Raw genomic sequence first — 20,940 nt, forward strand, 5'->3', positions numbered from 1 at the left:
CAGAATTGTTTTACTTTTCTTTTGCACATCCATCTGCTATGATGAAATTACAGAGAGGAATCATTTTTCAACAGCAGATCAGGGGGTGAAAGTTATGTCAGAATTCCATCAGAATGATTCCGGAAATTCGGAGAGAAAAACCGCAAAGTGGATGCTCCCGGCGGTAGTTATCATTGCCGTCCTTGCCGTCGGTATCCTTGCCTTTCTGGCAGGCATGAGATTCGCCGACAGCAGAGACGGCAGCGGGAGCCGGATGGCGGCAAAGAGTGAAGAAGTAAAGAGCGAAGAGATTGAAGCAAAAGGAGAGGATGTGGAGGAAGTTCAGGCAGAGACGGAGGAAACAGGTGAAAGTCCGGCGCAGACAGAAGATGTAACTGCGGCATCAGAGACGCAGGAAACGAAAACTCAGGAAGTGGATACGGCGGAAACACATGAAGATTTTACAGGTGAAAATTTTTATATAGCGCCGGCTGCGGGAGGCTACAGGTGTCTGGATATGAGTGTCTCTGAAGGAAACGAAATGCTGATGCTCGGTGTGGAACCCCAGGGGAATGAACAGTTTGTATTTTATTTAATGCGTTATACTCTCCCGGTAGAAAACGGGCAGATTGCAGAGGGTACATTTTCAGTTGAACCGATCTTTTTAAGAAGCATGGCTCACTACACAGGCGATGGCATATACGAATTTGACGATGGAAACAGTCATATTTATTTCAGAATCTCACGGGCACAGGATGGAAATTCATCCTCTTACGGGCAGCTTGAAGTTTATGGTTTTGATTCTTTATATGACCCGGCACAATTTGAAAATCCTGTTTCCTATAACGGAATGACAGGAAATGTTTTTTCTCTTTCAGACCTGATCGAACCGTGGGGCGGATTAAGTTAAATGAAACAGCCATCCGAATGGAAAATCTGACTTCCATTCGGATGGCTGCCGCCTTTTACCGAGTCCTGCAGCAGAACCGTAGTTTAAACGTGAATTCAGAAATTCCACGCAATTCAGATCCTCCCCGTAAAGAGCGTTCCCGCTTTTCCGCCCTTTACGATATCATAGAGCGCCTCCGGGCGCTTTCCGTTTGTCACGATTGTGTCAATGCCCTGGGAGGTGGCGAGCTGCGCGGCCTGAAGTTTTGTGCGCATGCCGCCGGTGCCTCTGCGGGAGCCGGCGCCCCCTGCGAGAGAGTAGACGCTCTCGTCGATCCGGTCAATCTGCTCGATCAGCTTCGCGTTCGGATGGAGACGGGGGTCGCTGTCAAAGAACCCGTCGATATCCGAGAGGATGACGAGCCGCTTCGCCCGGCAGAGAACTGCCACAACGGAGGAGAGCATGTCATTGTCGCCGAACAGCCTGTCCTCGGACTCAATTTCCTTGTAGCTTACAGAGTCGTTTTCATTGACGATCGGGATCACGCCCATCTCGAGAAGGGCGTTGAATGTATTGGTCAGGTTTTCTTTCTTCTCCTCCTCTTCGATATCCTCCGCGTTCAGAAGAATCTGAGCGACTGTCTTGTCGTAATCTCCGAAAAATTTATCATAAAGGTACATCAGGCTGCACTGTCCCACAGCGGCCGCGGCCTGTTTCATACGCATGCTGTCCGGCCTTCCCTGCATGTTCAGCTTGTTTCTGCCGACGGCGATGGCCCCGGATGAGACGAGGATGACCTCGTACCCCATGTTCTGGATGTCTGCCAGCGTGCAGACAAGCCGGTCCGTGGCGCGCAGGTCACTTTTGCCCGCGTCGTTTGTGAGAGTGGATGTACCTACTTTTACTACGATTCTGTTATTATAAAGTCCCATGATCTGCTCCTTTTGTACTTGATTCATTCACCGGGATATCGTACCATAGAATTATAAATTACAAAAGCGAATATTTATCATGCAAAACATGATAAAACCAGATGAAAAAGGAGGCAATCCACATGGATATGAACCTGCAGAAATATATGGCGTTTGTAAAGACGGTGGAGTCGGGGAGTTTTACGAAGGCCGCGGAGCTTCTGAATTATTCCCAGTCCGGGATCAGCCGCATGATCCACGATCTGGAGAAGGAGTGGAAAGTGACGCTGCTCGAGCGGGGGCGCGGAGGCGTCCGCCTTACGAGTGACGGTCAGCAGCTCCTTCCCTACGCCCAGAATGTGTGCAGGGAATATGAGAAGCTGCAGGCGCAGGTGGACGGAATCAACGGAATGCAGTCCGGCCTGATCCGCATCGGCACCTTTTCCAGTGTGGCCTCCCAGTGGCTCCCGAATATTATCAGGGAGTTTCAGAAAGATTATCCGAATATCGATTATGAACTGCTCCTGGGGGACTACAGTGAGATCGAGGAGTGGATATGGAAAGGAAGAGTAGACTGCGGTTTCCTGCGGCTTCCGGTTCACGGGGAGCTGGAGACGGAATTTCTCGAGCAGGACCGCCTCCTCGTCGTCCTTCCGGAGAATCACCGGCTTGCCGGATGTGAGAAGTTTCCGGTCAATGCGCTTACAGAAGACCCGTTTATGCTTCTGGAAAAAGGCGCCAGGGCGGAAGTGTCCGATATTTTTGAAAAATGCGGCCTGACGCCGAAGGTGCATTTTACCACGTGGGATGACTACGCCATCATGGCAATGGTGGAGAGCGGTCTCGGGATCAGCATCCTGCCGGAGCTGATTTTAAAAAGAGTTCCGTACCGGATCGTGGTCAAAGAGCTGGAGATCCCCGCCTACCGAAGCATCGGGGTCGCTCTTCGGAATAAAAGGTCAGCGCCTCTGGCGGTGAAGAAATTCCTTGATTATCTGGATTACCGAGCCGGCACTGCCGCATTTTTTCCTCGTAAAACAGGCATTGCTGTGATAAGATAAAAGTCAGAAAGTATGTCAGAAAACTCATCAGAAAGGGGGAGGTTTAATGACATGGAAACCACTGCCGATCGGTGTGGATGATTTTGCGAAACTGATTGAAAACGAATACTATTTTGCAGATAAAACATTGTTCATAAAAGAACTGATTGATATGAAGGGCGAGGTGAATCTCTTTACACGCCCGCGGCGATTCGGAAAACGCTGACCGTGAGCATGCTTCGCCTCTTTTTTGAAAAAAACGGAAAAGACCGTTCGGGACTTTTTAAAGGACTGAAGATTATGGATGCGGGAGAGAAATATCTTTCCCATATGGGAAAATATCCGGTTATCAGCCTTTCTCTCAAATCACTGAAACAGCTTTCATATGCACTGGCATTTGAAATGCTGAAAAAGGCAGTTGGAGAAGAATTTCTGCGGCACTGGGAAGAGGTCAGAGAGTGCGGGAGACTGACGGACGCGCAGATGGAACGTTTTGTGAAGCTTCGCGACCAGAAGGGCAGCGATGCTGATTATGCGGACGCACTGAAATTCCTGTCGGAATGTCTGAGCATCTGCCATGGGGAAGCGGTCATTATTCTGATTGACGAGTATGATGTGCCGCTGGAAAATGCATATTTCGGTGGGTTTTACGATGATATGGTCAGTGTGATCCGATCGCTGTTTGAGTCCGCGCTGAAGACAAATGAACACCTTGCGTTTGCGGTAGTGACAGGGTGCCTGCGGATTAGCAGGGAATCCATTTTTACCGGACTGAACAACCTGAAGATCAATTCGATCACTTCGGAGCTCTATGCGGAGTATTTCGGCTTTACGCCGGCGGAAGTGGAAGAAATGCTCGGCTTTTACGGACTGGAAGCAAATATCGGCAGGGTCAGGGAGTGGTACGACGGATATCAGTTCGGAAAGACGGAGGTTTATAATCCGTGGAGCGTGATTAATTATGTGCAGTCCTGTTGCAAAAATGCGGACGCGCTGATGAAGCCGTACTGGTCCAATACCAGTTCAAACAGCATTATCCGGCGGCTGGTGGAAAATGCGGATCCTTCAGTGAAACAGGAGATCGAAACGCTCATAGAGGGTAAGACGATTACAAAACCGGTTCACGAGGACATTACGTATGAAGACATGGAATCAACGCAGGATAATCTGTGGAATTTCCTCTTTTTTACCGGATATCTGAAAAAAATCAGTGAGTATCAGGATGAGGAAACGATTTATATGGAGCTGGCCATTCCGAACAGGGAAGTACGCTATATTTACAAAACGACAGTGACGCGCTGGTTTGAGGAAAGGACGGAGAAAAAAGAACTGTCCCCGCTCTATGAGAGCATTTTGTCGGGAGATGCGGAAAAGACGGCGGAGATTCATTGATAAATATATCGTCCTGTCAAACAGAGAGGCAGGGCAGGGGAGACCTGATATTGTCCTGAAATATCCAAGCGTAAAGGGAAAAGCTGTGATACTGGAAATAAAAGTTTCCAGAACCTATGAAGGGCTGGAAGAAAAATGCGATGAGGCGCTTCGGCAGATTGAGGACAGGAAGTATGAGGCTTCGCTTCGCACAGAAGGATACCGGGATATTCTGAAATTTGGAATCGCATTTTACCGGAAAGAATGCATGGTAAAAGTAAGGTGATCCGCCGGTTCTCACATTGCCAGAATCTTCCCTTGCCAGTCCCGCTCAGATCGATTATAATGGGGAAACATTATGAGAGAAAGAGAGGAACTGTATATTATGAAGAAACTGTTTGGAAGCCTTCCGTTTAAGCTCCTTCTCGGAGTAATCATCGGAATCGTCGCAGGACAGCTTGCCGGTGTGAAATCCATGGAGACTGTGGGAAATGCTGTCATGAATGTGGTCGTCACTGTCCGCTTTGTCCTGTCCGAACTGATCAATTTCTGTGTTCCGCTGATTATTATCGGATTTATCGCTCCGTCGATTACAAGACTGGGAAGAAATGCGTCCCGGATGCTCGGAGTTGCCCTTATCTGCGCGTATGCGTCGTCGATCCTTGCGGCGTTTCTATCTACAGCGGCAGGGTATGCGATTATTCCCCACCTGTCGATCGTGTCAGAGGTGGACGGCTTAAAGGAACTGCCGGAGGTTGTGTTCCAGCTTGAGATTCCACAGATCATGAGCGTAATGAGCGCGCTTGTGCTGTCTGTGCTTCTGGGGCTTGCCGCGACGTGGACGAACGCGGAGACAACGACACGTCTTCTCGAGGAGTTCCAGAAGATCGTCCTGCAGATCGTGACAAGAGTGGTGATCCCGGTTCTGCCGGTGTTCATCGGATTCACATTCTGCGGTCTTTCCTATGAGGGAACGATCACGAAGCAGCTTCCGGTGTTTATCCAGATTGTCCTGATCGTGATGGTGGGACACTACCTTTGGATGGCGGTGCTTTACATTGCGGCCGGAATCTACTCAAAGAGCAATCCGCTGGATGTGGTGAAAAATTACGGACCGGCGTATATTACAGCGGTCGGAACGATGTCATCCGCAGCGACTCTTGCGGTGGCGCTGCGCTGCGCGAAAAAGTCCGTGCCTCCGCTGCGGGATGATATGGTGGACTTCGGTATTCCGCTGTTTGCCAACATCCATCTGTGCGGATCGGTGCTGACGGAAGTGTTCTTTGTGATGACTGTGTCGCAGATCCTCTACGGATCGATTCCGTCTGTGGGAACGATGATCCTGTTCTGCCTGCTGCTTGGCGTCTTCGCTATCGGAGCGCCGGGAGTGCCGGGAGGAACAGTGATGGCGTCCCTTGGACTGATCACGGGCGTGCTCGGATTTGACGAGACGGGAACGGCGCTGATGCTTACGATCTTCGCGCTGCAGGACAGCTTCGGGACAGCCTGCAATATCACGGGGGACGGTGCGCTTACGATGATTCTCTCGGGATATGCGAACCGACACAATATTGAAAAGCAGAATCTGAAGATCGATCTTTAAAGAAATCTGCATTGACGTACTGGCGTATAGCTGATACGGGCCGGAACTTTCGGGGCAGTCTGCACCGGAAACTCCGGCCTGTGTTAGTTTCCGGTAATATAAGAGTAAGATGTATGCAAAATGAAGTCGCCGCAGGTAACTTTTTTAAAAACAGGCAGACTCACGAAATTGTACGGGCATATGACTTTGTTTAAAATATAACAATGGGAAAGGGAAGGACACTTTTTTCCACAGTCACAAATTAATCTAAAGAAAAATTTATGAAGGAGGACATTCAGAATGTCAGAGCACAATGTTGTCGAGAGACAGCCGATTACAGAAGACTACCTGAAGAAGATGGATGCATACTGGCGTGCTACGAACTACCTCGGAGCTGCTCAGCTGTATCTGCTGGATAATCCGCTTCTGCGCGAGCCGCTGACGATGGATCATGTTAAGAAGAAAATCGTAGGACACTGGGGAACAGTGCCGGGACAGAACTTTGTCTATGTTCATCTTAACAGAGTGATCAAGAAATACGATCAGGATATGATCCTTATCTCCGGTCCGGGACACGGCGGAAACTTCTTTGTTGCAAATACTTATCTTGAGGGAACATACAGCGAGGTATATCCGAACATTGGAGAGGATATGGACGGACTGAAGAAACTGTGCAAGCAGTTCTCATTCCCGGGCGGTATCTCAAGCCACGTTGCTCCGGAGACACCGGGTTCCATCAACGAGGGTGGAGAGCTCGGCTACTCTCTGGCTCACTCATTCGGAGCTGTATTTGACAACCCGGATCTCGTTGCCGCATGTATCGTAGGTGACGGAGAGGCTGAGACAGGACCGCTGGCTACATCCTGGCAGTGCAACAAATTCCTGAATCCGGAGACAGACGGTGCGGTTCTTCCGATCCTCCATCTGAACGGATATAAGATCAGCAACCCGACAATCCTTGCGCGTATCTCTCACGAAGAGCTTGTGAACTTCTTCGACGGATGCGGATGGAAGCCGTACTTCGTAGAGGGAAGTGAGCCGATGGATATGCACCGCAAGATGGCGGAAGCACTTGACGCCTGCATGGACGAGATCAAGGCGATCCAGAAGAACGCAAGAGAGAATCATGACGTGACAAGACCGAAGTGGCCGATGATCGTTCTTCGCACACCGAAGGGATGGACAGGCCCGAAGGTAGTGGACGGACAGCAGATCGAGGATTCTTTCCGCGCACACCAGGTACCGATCATGATGGACAAGCCGGAGCACCTTCAGATGCTCAAAGACTGGCTTTTAAGCTATCATCCGGAAGAACTGTTCACAGAGGACGGCAAGCTGATTCCGGAACTCAAAGAGCTGGCTCCGAAGGGAGACAGAAGAATCGGATCCAATCCGCACGCAAACGGCGGAAAGCTTCTGCGCGACTTAAGACTTCCGGATTTCCGCGATTACGCAGTAGATGTGCCGGCGCCGGGTTCTGTTGAGGCTCAGGATATGATTGAGCTTGGCGGATATGTAAGAGACGTTGTGAAACTCAACGAGGATGCTCATAACTTCCGCATCTTCGGACCGGACGAGACGATGTCCAACCGTCTTGGAAAGGTATTTGAGGTTACAAACCGTGACTGGAACAACGAGAAATATGATACAGACGAGTTCCTCGCTCCGGACGGACGCGTTATGGACTCTATGTTAAGTGAGCATATGTGCGAGGGATGGCTGGAAGGATACCTGCTGACAGGACGTCACGGATTCTTCGCAAGCTACGAGGCGTTTATCCGTGTCGTTGACTCCATGTGCGCACAGCACGCAAAATGGCTGAAAGTCTGCAACCAGCTTCCGTGGAGACAGTCCATTGCTTCACTGAACCTGATCCTTTCATCCAACGTATGGCAGCAGGATCACAACGGATTCACACATCAGGATCCGGGATTCCTTGATCACATCTCCAACAAGAAGGCAGACGTAGTACGTCTCTACCTTCCGCCGGATGCGAACTGTCTGCTTTCCTGCTTCGATCACTGCATCAAGAGCAAAAACTATGTCAACGTAATCGTTGCATCCAAGCATCCGAGACAGCAGTGGCTGACAATGGAGCAGGCTGTAAAGCACTGCACACAGGGTATCGGCATCTGGGAGTGGGCAAGCAACGACCAGGGAGAAGAGCCGGATATCGTTATGGCATGCTGCGGTGATACACCGACGCTGGAGACTCTGGCAGCCGTTACAATCTTAAGAGAGGCCCTTCCGGAGCTGAAGATCAGAGTGATCAATGTGGTTGACCTTATGAAGCTTGAGCCGCATACAAAACATCCGCACGGACTGACAGACGCAGAGTATGACTCACTGTTCACAAAGGACAAACCGATCATCTTTGCATTCCACGGATACCACACACTGATCCACGAGCTGACATACAGACGTACAAACCGCAATATCCATGTTTACGGATACAAAGAGGAAGGTACAATTACAACTCCGTTTGACATGCGCGTCCAGAACGAGATCGACAGATTCCACCTTGTGAAGAATGCGATCAAGTTCCTGCCGCAGCTTGGCAACAGAGGAGCTTACCTCATCCAGAAGATGAATGACAAGCTTGTTGAGCACAAGCAGTACATTCATGAGTACGGTATTGATATGCCTGAAATCAGAGACTGGAAATGGGAGAATAAATAATCCCTGCAGCAAAGAAAGAACTGCCGTCGCGGCAGTTCTTTCTGCTATTTTTTGAGTTTCTTCCGGAACTGCGCCGGCGTAATCCGGTGCTGTTCCGTGAATATTTTATAAAAATAACCTTTGTTGTGATATCCGACTTTTCTTACGATATCATCGATCTGCATATCGGTTTCGCGGAGGAGCTCCTCCGCTTTTTTTATGCGGAGACTCTGGAGGTATTCTGTATATGTCATTCCCGTCCGGGACTTTAACATCCTGTTGAAATAGTCATCCTGAAAATGAAATTCCTCCGCCAGCATGCGGATGGATATATCGTTTAAATGCTCTTTGATAAAAGCGGAGATCTGCTCGAACAGCACCCAGTTTGTCTCCTTCTTCGGCATCTTGGACAGATAAAAGCTGTACTGTGAGTTCAGTACCTGGAAAATGCGGAGAAGCAGTCCCTGGCTGATGATGGGTGTCGCTTTGTCATTGCGCGTAAGCTCCATGAGAAGAGAGCCGAGAGTGGACTCGATGTCATGCGCCGTATCCGTGCGGGGGCGGAAGTGAAGGTACTGCTGTATGTTTTTCTGTCCCGAGAGCATCATGCTCAGGAAAGAAGAGATTCTCGAACCTTCGAGGTGCTCAGCCGCGCTTGCGAGAGCTTCCGGTATGATGCCGAGGAAGAGAACGGTTGCGGACGAACCGTCCAGTATCTCCTGATGGACGCAGCCGCAGTCGATCAGACAGAGTTCCCCTTTTGAGAATGTAAATTCGCTTCCGAGAATTTTCTGACGGTATTCCCCTCCGATAATATAAAAAAGTTCAAGGTACTCGTGGGAATGCGTCTGTGTCCGCATGGGCGGAGTGTACACGGTGCTGTATGTGAACGAAGGAATGCTCGGCATGATTGTCGCGGAAAGAGAGTGTGTTCCGCGCAGATCCCAGAGCAGGGCGAAGAGCGGTTCGCCCTCCGACACGGGCCAGGGCTTCCGCTCTGCGTCGTTGGCCGAGTATTCCGGGCAGATGATGCGGAACCGCGCCAGGTTTTCGGGAAGTCTCTGGCGGCTTCCGTTATATATGAGGTTTTTGCATATGTTCTGCAGATTCATGTGTGGTCCTCCTTAATAAAACTATTTTATAGCGGGAAGCGGCCGCTGTACAGAGAAATGTTAAATCAGTCTTACTGAAATCTTAAAAATTTATGTCTCAAATCATCAGAAAACATTCATTTTTCCCTGTTATCCTTTGATTATCAAAAAAGATATCAGTAAAAAACACTGATGCCATGAGCAGAAAAGGAGAGAGTGGAATTATGGAAAGAGAATTGAAGAAGATTGCAGTGCTCTTCGGAGGGCATTCGACCGAGTATGAAGTATCGCTTCAGTCAGCGCACGCGGTCATTACGGCCGTGGACAGGGAGAGATATGAGACGGTGATGATCGGGATCCGGCGTGACAGCGGCCAGTGGTATCTGTTCCGGGGCAATCCGGAGGATATTTTAAATGACAGGTGGTTTTCCGAGGAAACGTGCATGCCGGTTTCCGTTTCCATGGACAGAAATATCCACGGCCTGTACATTCATACTCCCGAAGAAGTGGAAACCGTTTCGCTGGACGCCGCATTTCCGGTGCTTCACGGAAAATACGGGGAGGACGGAACCGTACAGGGGGCGCTGGAACTGGCGGGAATCCCGGTGATCGGATGCGGGACGTTAAGCTCTGCCGTGGGGATGGACAAAGACATTGCCCACCGGCTTGCAGAAGCGGCGGGCGTGCGCTGCGCCCGGGCGGTGACGGTTGGAAGAGAGGAGAAAGGGAGAAACGAAGAAGAACTGAAGAAGTATGCCGCAGAACTGGGGTATCCGCTTTTTGTAAAACCGGTCCGTGCCGGGTCTTCCTTCGGAATCACGAAAGTGTGCGGGGAGGATGAACTGCTCCGGGCCGTGGAGACTGCGTTTGAACATGATTCGGAGATTATGCTGGAAGAGCAGATCAGCGGATTTGAAGTAGGATGTGCGGTGCTTGGGAAGAAAAATCTGATCATAGGCGAGGTTGACGAGATCGAGCTGTCGGAAGGATTTTTTGACTATGAAGAAAAGTACACTCTGAAGACTTCGGATATCCATGTACCAGCCCGGATATCTCCGGAGAAGGCACAGGAGATCCGCCGGATGGCGGCTGTGATCTACCGGGCGCTGAAGTGTGAGGATTTTGCCCGGGTGGACATGTTCCTGACGCCTGAGGGAGAGATCTTCTTTAACGAGGTCAACACGATTCCCGGATTCACGGCGCACAGCAGATATCCGGGCATGATGAAGGCGGCGGGTATTTCCTTTGAAGAACTCGTCCGCAGACTGATTGAGATGGAGGTGGGAAAATGAGAGATACAGAAAAGAGAGATACAGAAAAGAGGGAGGCAAAAAAGAGGATAGCAGAAATGGAGATCCCGGTGCTTGTGAACGCGTCCAGCCCGATTGAGCGGTATCCCGGGGAAGAGGATCTTGCGCCTGTGATGGACAGTTTCCCCGACGTCCTGATGGAGCGGACCGCAGCGGAGGCGCTGAAAGCTCTGCTCGAGGAGATCGGAAGCGGAGACCGGATTGTGCCTGTGAGCGGATGGCGGTCCCACCGGGAGCAGCAGAAGATATGGGATGACACAATCGCAGAAAAAGGAGAACTGTTTACGAGGAAATATGTTGCGGTTCCGGGGTGCAGCGAGCATGAGACGGGACTTGCCATCGATCTCGCCGAAAACGCGCCGGAGATCGACTTTATCTGTCCGGAGTTTCCGAGAACGGGAATCTGCGGGAAATTCCGGGAGCGGGCGCCTCACTACGGGTTTATCGAGCGCTATCCAAAGGGAAAGGAAAGTGTGACGGGCATCGGGGCTGAGCCGTGGCATTTCCGCTATGTGGGGCTGCCCCATTCCCTGATTATGACAGGACTCGGACTTGTGCTGGAAGAGTATGTGGGGCTGATTGCTGAAAATACGAAAACGGCGGGGCAGAAAGACGGAGGGAAACAGTCCGCATGAGCAGGGGGAGAAGCGCAGGGATCGACGGATTCAGGATCGCGGCAGCGGTTATGGTGATTGCCATCCACACCGCGCCGCTGTCAGGGATCAGCGAAGATCTGGATTTTGTCATTACTTACTGCCTTTTCCGCACTGCCGTGCCCTTTTTCTTCATGACGACCGGATATTTCGTGCTTGCGCCCTGGATCCGGGGAGGAGAGAAAGACCGGCGCAAAGTGCGGCGTTTCCTGAAAAGCACGGCGCTTCTTTATCTGGTTTCCACCGTCCTTTATGTTCCGGCTGTTGTCTATTCCGGCGGTGCGCCGGAGGACGGGGCAGCCCTTGCAAAGCAGATCTTTTTTGACGGGACGTTTTACCATCTGTGGTATTTCCCGGCGGTGATTCTCGGCTGCCTGATCGTCATGGCGCTTCTGCGGTGCATGACGGCGGAGCTGGCGTTTGTTCTGGCTGCCGCTGCGTATGTCTTCGGAGCGGGCGGCGACAGCTGGTACGGTCTGGCGGCGGAACTGCCCGGGATGGGGCGGGCGTATGACGCGGTATTTGCTTTCAGCAGCTACACGCGCAACGGGATATTCTATGCCCCGGTTTTTCTTCTTCTGGGAGTGCTGATCCGCCGAAGAGAGCTGCCCGGAGAAAATGATCCCGCGGCGGAAGGAAAAAGAGCGGGAGAAAGAAGCGCGGGTAAAAGAAGTGCGCAAGAGAAACGGAAGGAGCAGACCCGCATCTGGACGGGTAGCGCGGTCAGCGCGGCAGTGGTGCTGGCGGAGGGAGCGCTGACATATGCCTGCGGCTGGCAGCGGCACAACAGCATGTACCTTGCGCTTGTCCCGCTGATGTATTTCCTGTTCCGGCTGCTTTTAATCGTTCCGGGAAATGCGCCGGCATGGGCGAGAGACATTTCCATGCTTGTCTATGTCACCCACCCGGCGGTTCTGATCGGCCTGAGAGGAGTTTCAGGCGCGGCGGGGCTCGACGGGATCCTGGTGGAGAACACGCTGGTTCAGTTTCTGAGCGTGACAGGCGCATCTTTTGCCGCGGCAGCAGCGATCCGGCTGATCCGGGAACATTTGAAACAGCGTTTTGGAGGGATTCAGAGATGAAGGTACGGGAGGTGAGAGGATGAGCGTTGAGAAAAGGCGGGCGTGGATTGAGCTGGATGAAGACAGCCTGCTTCACAATGTGCGGGAGCTTCAGCGGGTGGTTGGAAGAGACTGCCGGCTGATGCCCGCGGTGAAGGCAAATGCCTACGGGCACGGGGATGTGGAGACTGCGCGCCTGCTCGCAGGAGCGGGAATTTCCGATTTCTGCGTGGCGTCTGCGGACGAAGGGATCCGCCTGCGCGCCGCCGGGATTTCAGGACAGATTCTCATCCTCGGGTATACGCTCCCGGCGCAGTTCGATGCGCTGAGAGAGTATGACCTTACCCAGACCGTGGTGGAAGACTCCTACGCGCAGGAGCTCTCCGCATACGGCCGGGAACTGCGTGTACACGTGGGAGTGGACACAGGCATGCACCGGCTCGGAATCCCGGCTTCTGACGCAGATGCGGTGGCGTCGGTATGGCGGTTTCCGAATCTTAAGATCACAGGCATGTTTTCCCATCTGTGCGTGTCCGACGGGACGACGGAAGAGGAGCGGCGGTATACGGAAAAACAGATCTCCGATTTCCGGAAGGTGATCGGGGAGCTTCGCAGAAGGGGAATACGCGGGTTTGAGAGTCACATTCAGGGAAGCTACGGAATCCTGAATTATCCGGAAGAAAAATTCGATTGTGCCAGGCCGGGAATTGCCCTGTACGGTGTGCTGAGTCTTCCGTCAGACCGGGTCCGGGCAGATGTGACTCTGTCCCCGGTGCTGTCGCTGAAAGCCCGCGTGGGCTGCGTGAGGATGCTGAAAGAAGGAGAGTCGGCGGGATACGGACTGACGTACACGGCGGACGGAGAGCGGAAGCTGGCCATTGTCTGCGCCGGCTATGCGGACGGGATTCCGAGGAGTCTGTCGAACCGGGGGTATGCCCTTGTGCGGGGATACCGCGCGCCGATTGTGGGAAGAATCTGCATGGACCAGCTGACTCTTGACGTGACGGAAGTGCCGGGAGTGCGAGCCGGGGACGAGGCGGTATTTATCGGAAAATCAGGCGGAAGAGAGATCGGCGCGGCGGAGATGGCAGAGTGCGCGGGGACGATCTCGAACGAACTGTTAAGCCGGCTTGGGCAGAGACCGGAGCGGATTTGTTTTACACATATTTAACATTTTTATCATCCAACGTCCTTTGTCTTTCATGTACAATAAAATTACATACTTTCCCGCCCGGGCAGGGGAAGTATAAATATGTGAAACTGAGAGGAAACCAGATGATAAAAATTTATGTTGTCGATACAAATGTTCTTCTCCAGGCTCCGTATGCACTTGGAAGCTTTGAGGACAATCAGGTCGTGCTTCCCATGGTTGTGCTTGAAGAGCTGGACCATTTCAAGAAAACAGAAGGGGAAACCGGAGCCAACGCCCGCAGGGTCATCCGCTACCTGGAACAGCTCCGCCAGAGGGGAAGCCTTCTGGAAGGGGTGGGGCTGGAAAAGGGCGGAACGCTCCGGGTGGAGAAAAACTTTGTAAACGAAGTCCTTCCGGAGGATCTCTCGGAAGATCTGGCGGATAACCGGATCCTGAAAGTCTGTATCGGTCTTGCCGGGAAAAATGAAGAGCAGGTGATTCTCGTCACAAAGGATCTTCTGCTGAGAATCAAGGCACAGATTCTCGGCATCTGTGCGGAAGACTTTACAACCGACCAGGTGCTTGAACATGAGAATCAGTACAGCGGAAGATGCGAAGTCTTTGTTCCGGAAGAAGTGTTTAAGGGATTTAAGAAAAAAGGCGTTCCCGTGGATCAGGTGTATGTGATGGATGAGAACGGGGAAAGCTATGTACCGCAGCTTACTGAGAATCAGTTTGTGATTTTAAAGGCGGACCAGTCGGCGAAGAAGACGCAGCTCGGGCGTGTGGAGAACGGCGCGATCCGCAAACTGGAATACCGGAAGAGTTCGCCCTACGGGATCTCTCCGAGAAACGCGGGACAGTATTTTCTTCAGGAGGCGCTCATGCAGCCGGCGGACAAAGCGCCCCTTGTCATTGTCAAGGGAATCGCGGGAACGAGCAAAACATTCTATTCCCTTGCGGTCGGGCTGGAAAAACTTTTGAACCATCCGACCGGAGAGTACAGAAGGATTCTGATCTGCCGTCCCAACGCCCAGTTTGACGATGACATCGGTTTTCTTCCCGGGGACGAGCAGGAAAAAATCTCGCCGCTGATGCGCCCGGTCATTGACAATCTGGAACAGCTCATCGATTCCAGCGAGGAAGAGCGCTATAAGGATGAGGAAGAACTGAAGGGAAAGGTTGATGAGATCTTCGCAAGAGGAATCATCCAGGCCGAGGCGCTCAACTACATAAGGGGACGCTCTATTGTCAAGACCTACCTCATCATCGATGAGGCCCAGAACACGACGCCGGACCAGATCAAGGGAATTATCACAAGAGCGGGAAAGGATACGAAGATCATCCTTCTCGGAGATCCGAATCAGATCGACAGGCCGTTTCTTGACGAGCGGACGAACGGTCTGAGCTATGCCTCCGAGCACATGAAGGGAAGCACACTCTGCTGGCAGATCACGATGACAACGGAAGAGTGCGAGCGGTCGTCTCTTGCAATGGAAGCAGTGAGGAGGCTCTGATGGGAACGGATTACAAGTCGATCAGGAACAATGAGGAGATCAACCTCCTGATTGAACAGGGAAACCGCACGCTGTGTGAGCTCGGCTATACAGAACACTCGAAGAAACACGCGTCGAAATCGGCGGAGACCGCGGGAAAGATTTTAAAAGAACTCGGATACGGAAAGCACAAGATTGAGCTGGCAAAAATCGCGGGGTACATGCACGACATCGGAAACAGCATCAACCGCTGCGATCACGCCCACAGCGGGGCAATACTCGCATATCAGATCCTGAAAGATACGGATATGCCCCTTAAGGATATTCTTGTTGTGACGACGGCAATCGGACATCACGACGAGGCTACAGGTACGGCGGTGGACGGAGTGTCGGCGGCTCTGATTCTTGCGGACAAAACAGATGTCAGGCGCAACCGGGTGCAGAACCGGAACAAGGCGACGTTCGACATTCATGACCGTGTGAATTACGCGGCTTTATCGTCAAAGTTGATTATTCAGAAAGAAAAGCGTATTATACAGATGGAGCTTGAACTGGACGATTCCATCTGCACGGTGATGGACTATTTCGAGATATTTTTAAACAGAATGATCATGTGCCGCAGGGCGGCGGAGCATCTGAACTGCAAATTCAAGCTGGTGGCAAACGGAAGCAAGCTGTGCTGACATGTGCCGCACCGGCAGGAAAATGTGCCGGCATGTGCCGTGCCGGCAGGAAAAACGGAGGAACGCAGACGCGCGAAAAAGGGCGTCTGCGTTGTCCGCGTTAAGACAAAGGAGGAAAAAATGGATAATATTTATATGAACAGGGAACTGTCCTGGCTGAAGTTTAATGAGAGAGTACTGGAAGAGGCGGAAAATAACGAGGTGCCGCTCTGCGAGAGGATGAATTTTGTCTCCATTTATCAGAGCAATCTGGATGAATTTTTCATGGTGAGAGTGGGATCTCTCCAGGACCAGATGCTCGTCAATCAGAAAATCAAGGACAATAAGACGAAGATGACCTCGGAGGAGCAGATCGGGGCAATCTTAAAGGAAGTAAAGCGCCTGAACAGGAGAAAGGACGCCGCGTATAAATCGGTTATGGAGAAAGTTGCGGAGTACGGCATCCGTCTGATCGACTTTGCGTCAGCAAAATCCGATGAGAAGAAATTCCTGGAGCAGTATTTTAACCACGAGATTGTTCCTTTGAGTTCTCCGACCATTGTAGGGAAAAGGCAGCCGTTCCCGTTCCTTAAAAATGAGGAAATCTACGCTGTTGTTGTGCTGGAGACAAGAAGCGGCAAAGAGAGAATCGGCATCATTCCCTGTACGAATAATATGGTAGAAAGACTGATCGAGCTTCCCGGAAACAAGGGAAGATACATGCTTTCCGAGGATCTTGTGCTTCATTATATCGGAAAAGTGTTCAAGGGATATAAAGTCAAGGGAAAATCACTGATCCGTGTAGTGAGAAACGCGGATATCGACGCGGACGCGCTTTACGATGAGGATCTGGACTACAGAGAGTTCATGGCGGATCTGATGAAGGAGAGGAAGAAACTCTCCCCGGTTCGTCTCGACCTTTCAAGAGAGATCGACGGATCTGTGGTGGAAGCGCTCTGCAGATATCTGGATGTGTCCCCGGAGCGGGTGTTCCGCAGCGAGGCGCCCCTTGATCTGTCCTTTGTGTATAAGATCCAGGATCTTCTCCGCATGAACCCGGAGCTTTTCTACGGAAAGCGTGTTCCGCAGAAGTCCGCTTCCTTCCGGGACGGGGAGAGCATTATGAAGCAGATTGCGGAGGCGGACAAGCTTCTGTCCTATCCGTATGAGTCGATCCGTCCATTCCTGCGCATGCTGAACGAGGCGGCGGAGGATGACAGTGTCATCTCCATCAAGATGACGCTGTACCGTCTTGCAAAGCAGAGCAAGATCATAGAGGCTCTCTGCGAGGCGGCGGAAAACGGAAAGGAAGTTGTCGTTCTTGTGGAGCTTCGGGCGCGTTTTGACGAGGAGAACAATATCCGCTGGTCGAGAATGCTCGAGAAGGCAGGCTGCCAGATTATCTACGGCCTGGAGGGATACAAGGTTCACTCCAAGCTCTGTCTCATCACAAGAAAGGGAGAGCACGGAATCGAGTATATCACACAGATCGGAACCGGAAACTACAACGAAAAGACAGCGCGCCTTTACACGGATCTGTCTCTTATGACGTCCAACGAGCAGATCGGCATCAACGCGGCGCTTGTGTTCCAGGCACTGGCAAAGGGAGAGATTGTGGAGGAGTCAGAGCACCTTCTTGTGGCTCCGAAGTGCCTGCAGGCTCCGGTGATCCGTATGATCGAGGAAGAGATTCAGCATAAAAAGAACGGAGAAGACGCGTATATCGGGCTGAAGCTGAATTCTCTTACGGATAAGAAGATCATTGACAAACTTGTGGAGGCGTCTCAGGCAGGCGTTCACATCGACATGATCGTCCGGGGAATCTGCTGTCTGATTCCGGGAGTCAAGGGGCAGACGGAGAATATCCGGGTTATCAGTATTGTAGGACGGTTCCTTGAGCACTCGAGAATCTATATTTTCGGGTGCGGGGAGAGAACGAAATATTACATTTCTTCCGCGGACTTTATGACGAGAAACACAGTGAAGCGTGTTGAGGTTGCGGCTCCGGTATACTCGAAAGCGATCCGGGCGAGACTGCGCGCCATGTTTGATCTTATGTTAAACGACAACAAGAAGGCGCGTGAGGAGAAAGCAGACGGCAGCTATGAGCTTGTAAAGTGCGAGGGCGAGCCGGTGAATTCCCAGGAGGCGCTCTACCAGGAGGCCTATGACCGCGCGGCGGTGAGAAACGCCGGAAGTGCGGCGGAAAGCACGGAGGAAGAAAAATAGGAAACAAAAAACAGGCGTAAGGTGATAGGATGATTTTTAAATTTGGCGAACAGCTTGTACCAATCAGCGGGGAGGAATGGGAGACAGACCAGGTGCCGGCTGTCTTCCTGACAGATTCCAGACATGCGGAGGAAACGCTGGCAAAGGCGGGGATTATCTACGAAAATGAAATCCAGGTGGCAAAGATCGGATTCTGCAGACTGGAAAACCAGCAGGACTGTGTGGCCGGGACACTCTGCATTCCGAAGCTTCTGGATGTACTCGGCAGCAGATACAGGATGTACTTTTTTGTCAACAGAAGCAATGTGGTTATTGTGGACGACGACGATTTTTCCGAACGGCTGATTCGGCGCATCCGGCAGAAGAAAACACATCAGGGAGAGACGAAAGAGCGGTTTATCTACAATTATGTCTCTGAATTTATGAGCAGGGATCTTGAGATGCTTGTCGCGTATGAGAGAAGGCTGCTGCGGATGGAGGAAGATGTAAGCCAGGAGCATATCACCAATTTTCAGACGAAGCTGATGCCGATCAGGAGAGAACTTCTGAATCTGCGAAGCTATTACGATGAGATCATGGACCTGACCAAAGAGCTGGAAGAAAATGAAAACGGGTTTTTCCTGAAAAAGCAGCTGAAATATTTCGGCACGCTGACGGACAGGGCGGACCGGCTTATGAGCAAGACGAGCCATCTGCTTGAATATGCCCAGCAGGTAAAGGAGGCCTGTCAGGCGCAGATCGACGCGAAGCAGAACAGCAATATGCAGTTTCTGACCGTGATCTCCACCATCTTCTTCCCGCTGACCGTGATCACGGGTTGGTTCGGCATGAACTTTAAGGACATGCCGGGCATGGAGAATGGTTATCCGGCGGTTGTGGTCCTGAGTATTGTAGTCATTGTGGGATGTATTGTGATATTCAAGAAGAAACATATATTATAGGAAATACAAAAAAGCCAGCGGGTTCGGAAGGTAAGCTTCCGGCCCGCCGGCTTTTTGCCGGCGTCTGTAAAATCTGCTTTTGCCGGTAAATTCTGTTTTAAGATCTATTCGGATTCCGGAGGATTGCTGATTCCGAGAACTTTCCTTGTCAGTCTCCGGTCATCCTCCGACGCGTTCCGGTAGTGTGTCAGAAGAGTAAGCTCCTCGCGGGACAGATAGATGGTATCCGCGCTTTCCACAATCATACCGGTGAAATACGGGCCGGAACTCTCGTTTATGATGCCCGCGCCCGTGCAGTTCTGTGTAATCAGCTGCTCCAGCGGGATCTGATAGATGTCGGCGATGCGGATCAGGATGTCGACATCGGGCACGCGGATTCCTCTCTCGTAGTTGGAGTATGCCTGGCGCGAAATATTCAGTTTTCTGCCGATCTGTTCCTGCGTATAGTCGTGGTCGCATCTCAGTCTTTTCAAATTCGCTGAAAGTTGAATATTCGGCACGGGCTCACCTCCATTTACAAGAAACTTCTGAAATTAGCTCTCATTATAACAATTTTTCCTGCAAATAAAGGGATATGCCACGAAAGGGAGAAAAACAGAAAAATGCAACAAAACGTTGCGGACTGCCTGCGTGCGTTTTGACCGGAAGGAGCGGAGACGCACGCGGGGCAAAGCTACATTCTGCTCAGTGTACTGTTGTGGTATTCCGGCGAATAGGTGACATCTTTGCCGAGCCAGTCCGGAGCCTGGTAGGACTTCGCTGACTCTTCGTCGGGAAACTCAATCTCGGCGATGACAAGCGGAGCCAGATCGCCTTCAAAGATGTCCAGCTCCAGCGTCAGCCCGCCCTCCAGAGGAATCTCATACCGCTTCTTCTGAATGATCCGGCCGTCGGCTTTTGATTTCAGATGCTCATAGCCCTCCGGAGACAGCGGCAGGTTGTACTCTTCGCGAACCATAAGCCCGCTGGACTTATAGGTGAGATAAAAGTCGTCGTTATCCCGTCTCACCCGCACGACCGGGCGCGTGCACAGGTATCCCTGTTCGATCCGCCGGCAGGGAAAATCCTCCGGCCGGAACGGAAGCTGATCTGTGCTGATAAGAAATTTCCTTTCGATTTCCATAAGACTGTATGCCTCCCTGATGCGTTTTTTATGGCAACATTATAAATTATTTTTCAAATATATACCATACTGAAAATGAACCGTTGCAATTGATATTTCCGTCTGCTAAACTGGACAGGGAACATTGATTTTCCGGCGTGGATCCGGCAGAGGCCGTGTATGTTTCCGGAGAAACGGAATGTCTGTGCCGGAGCGTCAGGAGGCAGAACAGGAGGCTGAATTAAGATGAAGAAAGTATGTGTTTTTCTGGCAGATGGGTTTGAGGAGATTGAAGGGCTTACGGTTGTGGATGTTCTGCGGCGTGCGGGCGTGGAGACAGAGACAGTGTCTGTCATGGGAAGAAAACAGATCAGCGGCGCCCACGGTATCGGAATTAAGGCGGACTGCGTTTTTGAAGACGCCGGTGCGGAGAATGCGGATATGCTCGTGCTGCCCGGAGGAATGCCCGGGACGCTCCATCTGAAAGAACACAGGGAACTGGGAGAACTTCTGAAACGGTTTGACAGAGAAGAAAAATATATTGCGGCGATCTGCGCGGCTCCGACCGTACTGGGCGGACTCGGTATACTGAAAGGAAGAAAGGCGTGCTGTTATCCCTCATGCGAGGGGGATCTTGACTGCGCGGAGGTGTCAGAAGACCCGGTGGTAACAGACGGACATATCACGACGAGCCGCGGCATGGGAACGGCGATTCCGTTCGCACTGAAGCTGACCGCACTGCTCTGCGGAGAGGAAAAAGCGGGGGAAATCGGAAAATCTATCGTGTATCAGGCGTAAGACGCACGTTTAAGGCAGAAAGTACTGGAAATATG

Annotated in this window: 18 protein-coding genes and 1 pseudogene; 15 read left to right on the forward strand and 4 right to left on the reverse strand. The window is 51.6% G+C overall.

The genetic code is table 11. The annotated features are described in order from the left end of the window. Nucleotides 1–94: 94 nt before the first annotated feature. The gene (locus LKD70_RS04370; protein ID WP_227706818.1) at nt 95–889 is read left to right on the forward strand and encodes a hypothetical protein; all 795 of its coding nucleotides are present in this window, start codon (nt 95–97) and stop codon (nt 887–889) included. A 113-nt stretch (nt 890–1,002) separates the two neighbouring features. On the opposite strand, the gene proB is transcribed toward LKD70_RS04370, so the two are convergent. Then, nucleotides 1,003–1,800 (reverse strand): glutamate 5-kinase, encoded by a 798-nt coding sequence (proB, locus tag LKD70_RS04375; protein ID WP_227706819.1) that lies wholly within the window; start codon nt 1,798–1,800, stop codon nt 1,003–1,005. 122 nt (nt 1,801–1,922) lie between these two features. Here proB and LKD70_RS04380 point away from each other — a divergent pair, with 122 nt between their 5' ends. The 5 genes and pseudogenes from LKD70_RS04380 to LKD70_RS04395 all read left to right on the forward strand — a co-directional run bounded on the left by LKD70_RS04380 (nt 1,923) and on the right by LKD70_RS04395 (nt 8,451). Beyond that, the gene (locus LKD70_RS04380) at nt 1,923–2,840 is read left to right on the forward strand and encodes a LysR family transcriptional regulator (protein ID WP_227706820.1); all 918 of its coding nucleotides are present in this window, start codon (nt 1,923–1,925) and stop codon (nt 2,838–2,840) included. A 46-nt stretch (nt 2,841–2,886) separates the two neighbouring features. Continuing rightward, a pseudogene (locus tag LKD70_RS04385) lies at nt 2,887–4,211 on the forward strand (AAA family ATPase). After that, a complete protein-coding gene (locus LKD70_RS18600; protein WP_320442584.1) occupies nt 4,183–4,476 on the forward strand; it encodes a PD-(D/E)XK nuclease domain-containing protein in 294 nt (97 codons plus the stop codon). The pseudogene LKD70_RS04385 and the gene LKD70_RS18600 overlap by 29 nt, the downstream one beginning before the upstream one ends. Before the next feature lie 99 nt (nt 4,477–4,575). Then, nucleotides 4,576–5,793: a dicarboxylate/amino acid:cation symporter gene (locus tag LKD70_RS04390; protein WP_227706872.1), complete on the forward strand. Its 1,218-nt coding sequence runs from the start codon at nt 4,576–4,578 to the stop codon at nt 5,791–5,793. Between the two features lie 279 nt (nt 5,794–6,072). Then, entirely contained in the window at nt 6,073–8,451 is a 2,379-nt protein-coding gene (locus LKD70_RS04395) for a phosphoketolase family protein (RefSeq protein WP_227706821.1), read from the forward strand. Between the two features lie 44 nt (nt 8,452–8,495). On the opposite strand, the gene LKD70_RS04400 is transcribed toward LKD70_RS04395, so the two are convergent. Next, the gene (locus LKD70_RS04400; RefSeq protein ID WP_227706822.1) at nt 8,496–9,542 is read right to left on the reverse strand and encodes an AraC family transcriptional regulator; all 1,047 of its coding nucleotides are present in this window, start codon (nt 9,540–9,542) and stop codon (nt 8,496–8,498) included. Between the two features lie 203 nt (nt 9,543–9,745). On the opposite strand from LKD70_RS04400, the gene vanG reads away from it, so the two are divergent. The 8 genes from vanG (at nt 9,746) to LKD70_RS04440 (ending at nt 19,005) form a co-directional block, all read left to right on the forward strand. Further along, nucleotides 9,746–10,813 (forward strand): D-alanine--D-serine ligase VanG, encoded by a 1,068-nt coding sequence (vanG, locus tag LKD70_RS04405; RefSeq protein WP_227706823.1) that lies wholly within the window; start codon nt 9,746–9,748, stop codon nt 10,811–10,813. Beyond that, nucleotides 10,810–11,466: a M15 family metallopeptidase gene (locus LKD70_RS04410; protein ID WP_227706824.1), complete on the forward strand. Its 657-nt coding sequence runs from the start codon at nt 10,810–10,812 to the stop codon at nt 11,464–11,466. The genes vanG and LKD70_RS04410 overlap by 4 nt, the downstream gene beginning before the upstream one ends. Then, complete coding sequence (locus LKD70_RS04415; RefSeq protein ID WP_227706825.1) at nt 11,463–12,566, forward strand: acyltransferase family protein; 1,104 nt, start codon at nt 11,463–11,465, stop codon at nt 12,564–12,566. Before LKD70_RS04410 ends, LKD70_RS04415 begins: the two co-directional genes overlap by 4 nt. Before the next feature lie 19 nt (nt 12,567–12,585). Continuing rightward, nucleotides 12,586–13,716 (forward strand): serine racemase VanT catalytic subunit, encoded by a 1,131-nt coding sequence (vanT, locus tag LKD70_RS04420; RefSeq protein WP_227706826.1) that lies wholly within the window; start codon nt 12,586–12,588, stop codon nt 13,714–13,716. A 104-nt stretch (nt 13,717–13,820) separates the two neighbouring features. After that, nucleotides 13,821–15,194, forward strand: coding sequence for a PhoH family protein (locus LKD70_RS04425; RefSeq protein WP_227706827.1), 1,374 nt, complete (start codon nt 13,821–13,823; stop codon nt 15,192–15,194). Further along, nucleotides 15,194–15,856 carry an HD domain-containing protein gene (locus LKD70_RS04430; protein WP_227706828.1) on the forward strand — a complete coding sequence of 221 codons (663 nt, stop codon included), beginning with the start codon at nt 15,194–15,196 and terminating at the stop codon, nt 15,854–15,856. Before LKD70_RS04425 ends, LKD70_RS04430 begins: the two co-directional genes overlap by 1 nt. A gap of 39 nt (nt 15,857–15,895) precedes the next feature. Next, on the forward strand, nt 15,896–18,064 hold the full coding sequence (ppk1, locus tag LKD70_RS04435; protein ID WP_227706873.1) for a polyphosphate kinase 1: 2,169 nt from the start codon (nt 15,896–15,898) through the stop codon (nt 18,062–18,064). 29 nt (nt 18,065–18,093) lie between these two features. Then, on the forward strand, nt 18,094–19,005 hold the full coding sequence (locus tag LKD70_RS04440) for a magnesium transporter CorA family protein (RefSeq protein WP_227706829.1): 912 nt from the start codon (nt 18,094–18,096) through the stop codon (nt 19,003–19,005). A 104-nt stretch (nt 19,006–19,109) separates the two neighbouring features. Here the strand turns inward: LKD70_RS04440 and LKD70_RS04445 are convergent, their stop codons facing one another. Then, nucleotides 19,110–19,505, reverse strand: a complete 396-nt coding sequence (locus LKD70_RS04445; protein WP_227706830.1) for a helix-turn-helix transcriptional regulator — start codon at nt 19,503–19,505, stop codon at nt 19,110–19,112. Nucleotides 19,506–19,678: 173 nt separating this feature from the next. Then, nucleotides 19,679–20,128: a CYTH domain-containing protein gene (locus LKD70_RS04450; RefSeq protein ID WP_227706831.1), complete on the reverse strand. Its 450-nt coding sequence runs from the start codon at nt 20,126–20,128 to the stop codon at nt 19,679–19,681. Between the two features lie 225 nt (nt 20,129–20,353). Between LKD70_RS04450 and LKD70_RS04455 the strand changes: the two genes are divergently transcribed. Further along, entirely contained in the window at nt 20,354–20,905 is a 552-nt protein-coding gene (locus tag LKD70_RS04455; protein ID WP_227706832.1) for a DJ-1 family glyoxalase III, read from the forward strand. The last annotated feature ends 35 nt before the right edge of the window (nt 20,906–20,940 follow it).

It is taken from the genome of Ruminococcus turbiniformis, assembly GCF_020687545.1.
GTDB lineage: Bacteria > Bacillota > Clostridia > Lachnospirales > Lachnospiraceae > Mediterraneibacter > Mediterraneibacter turbiniformis.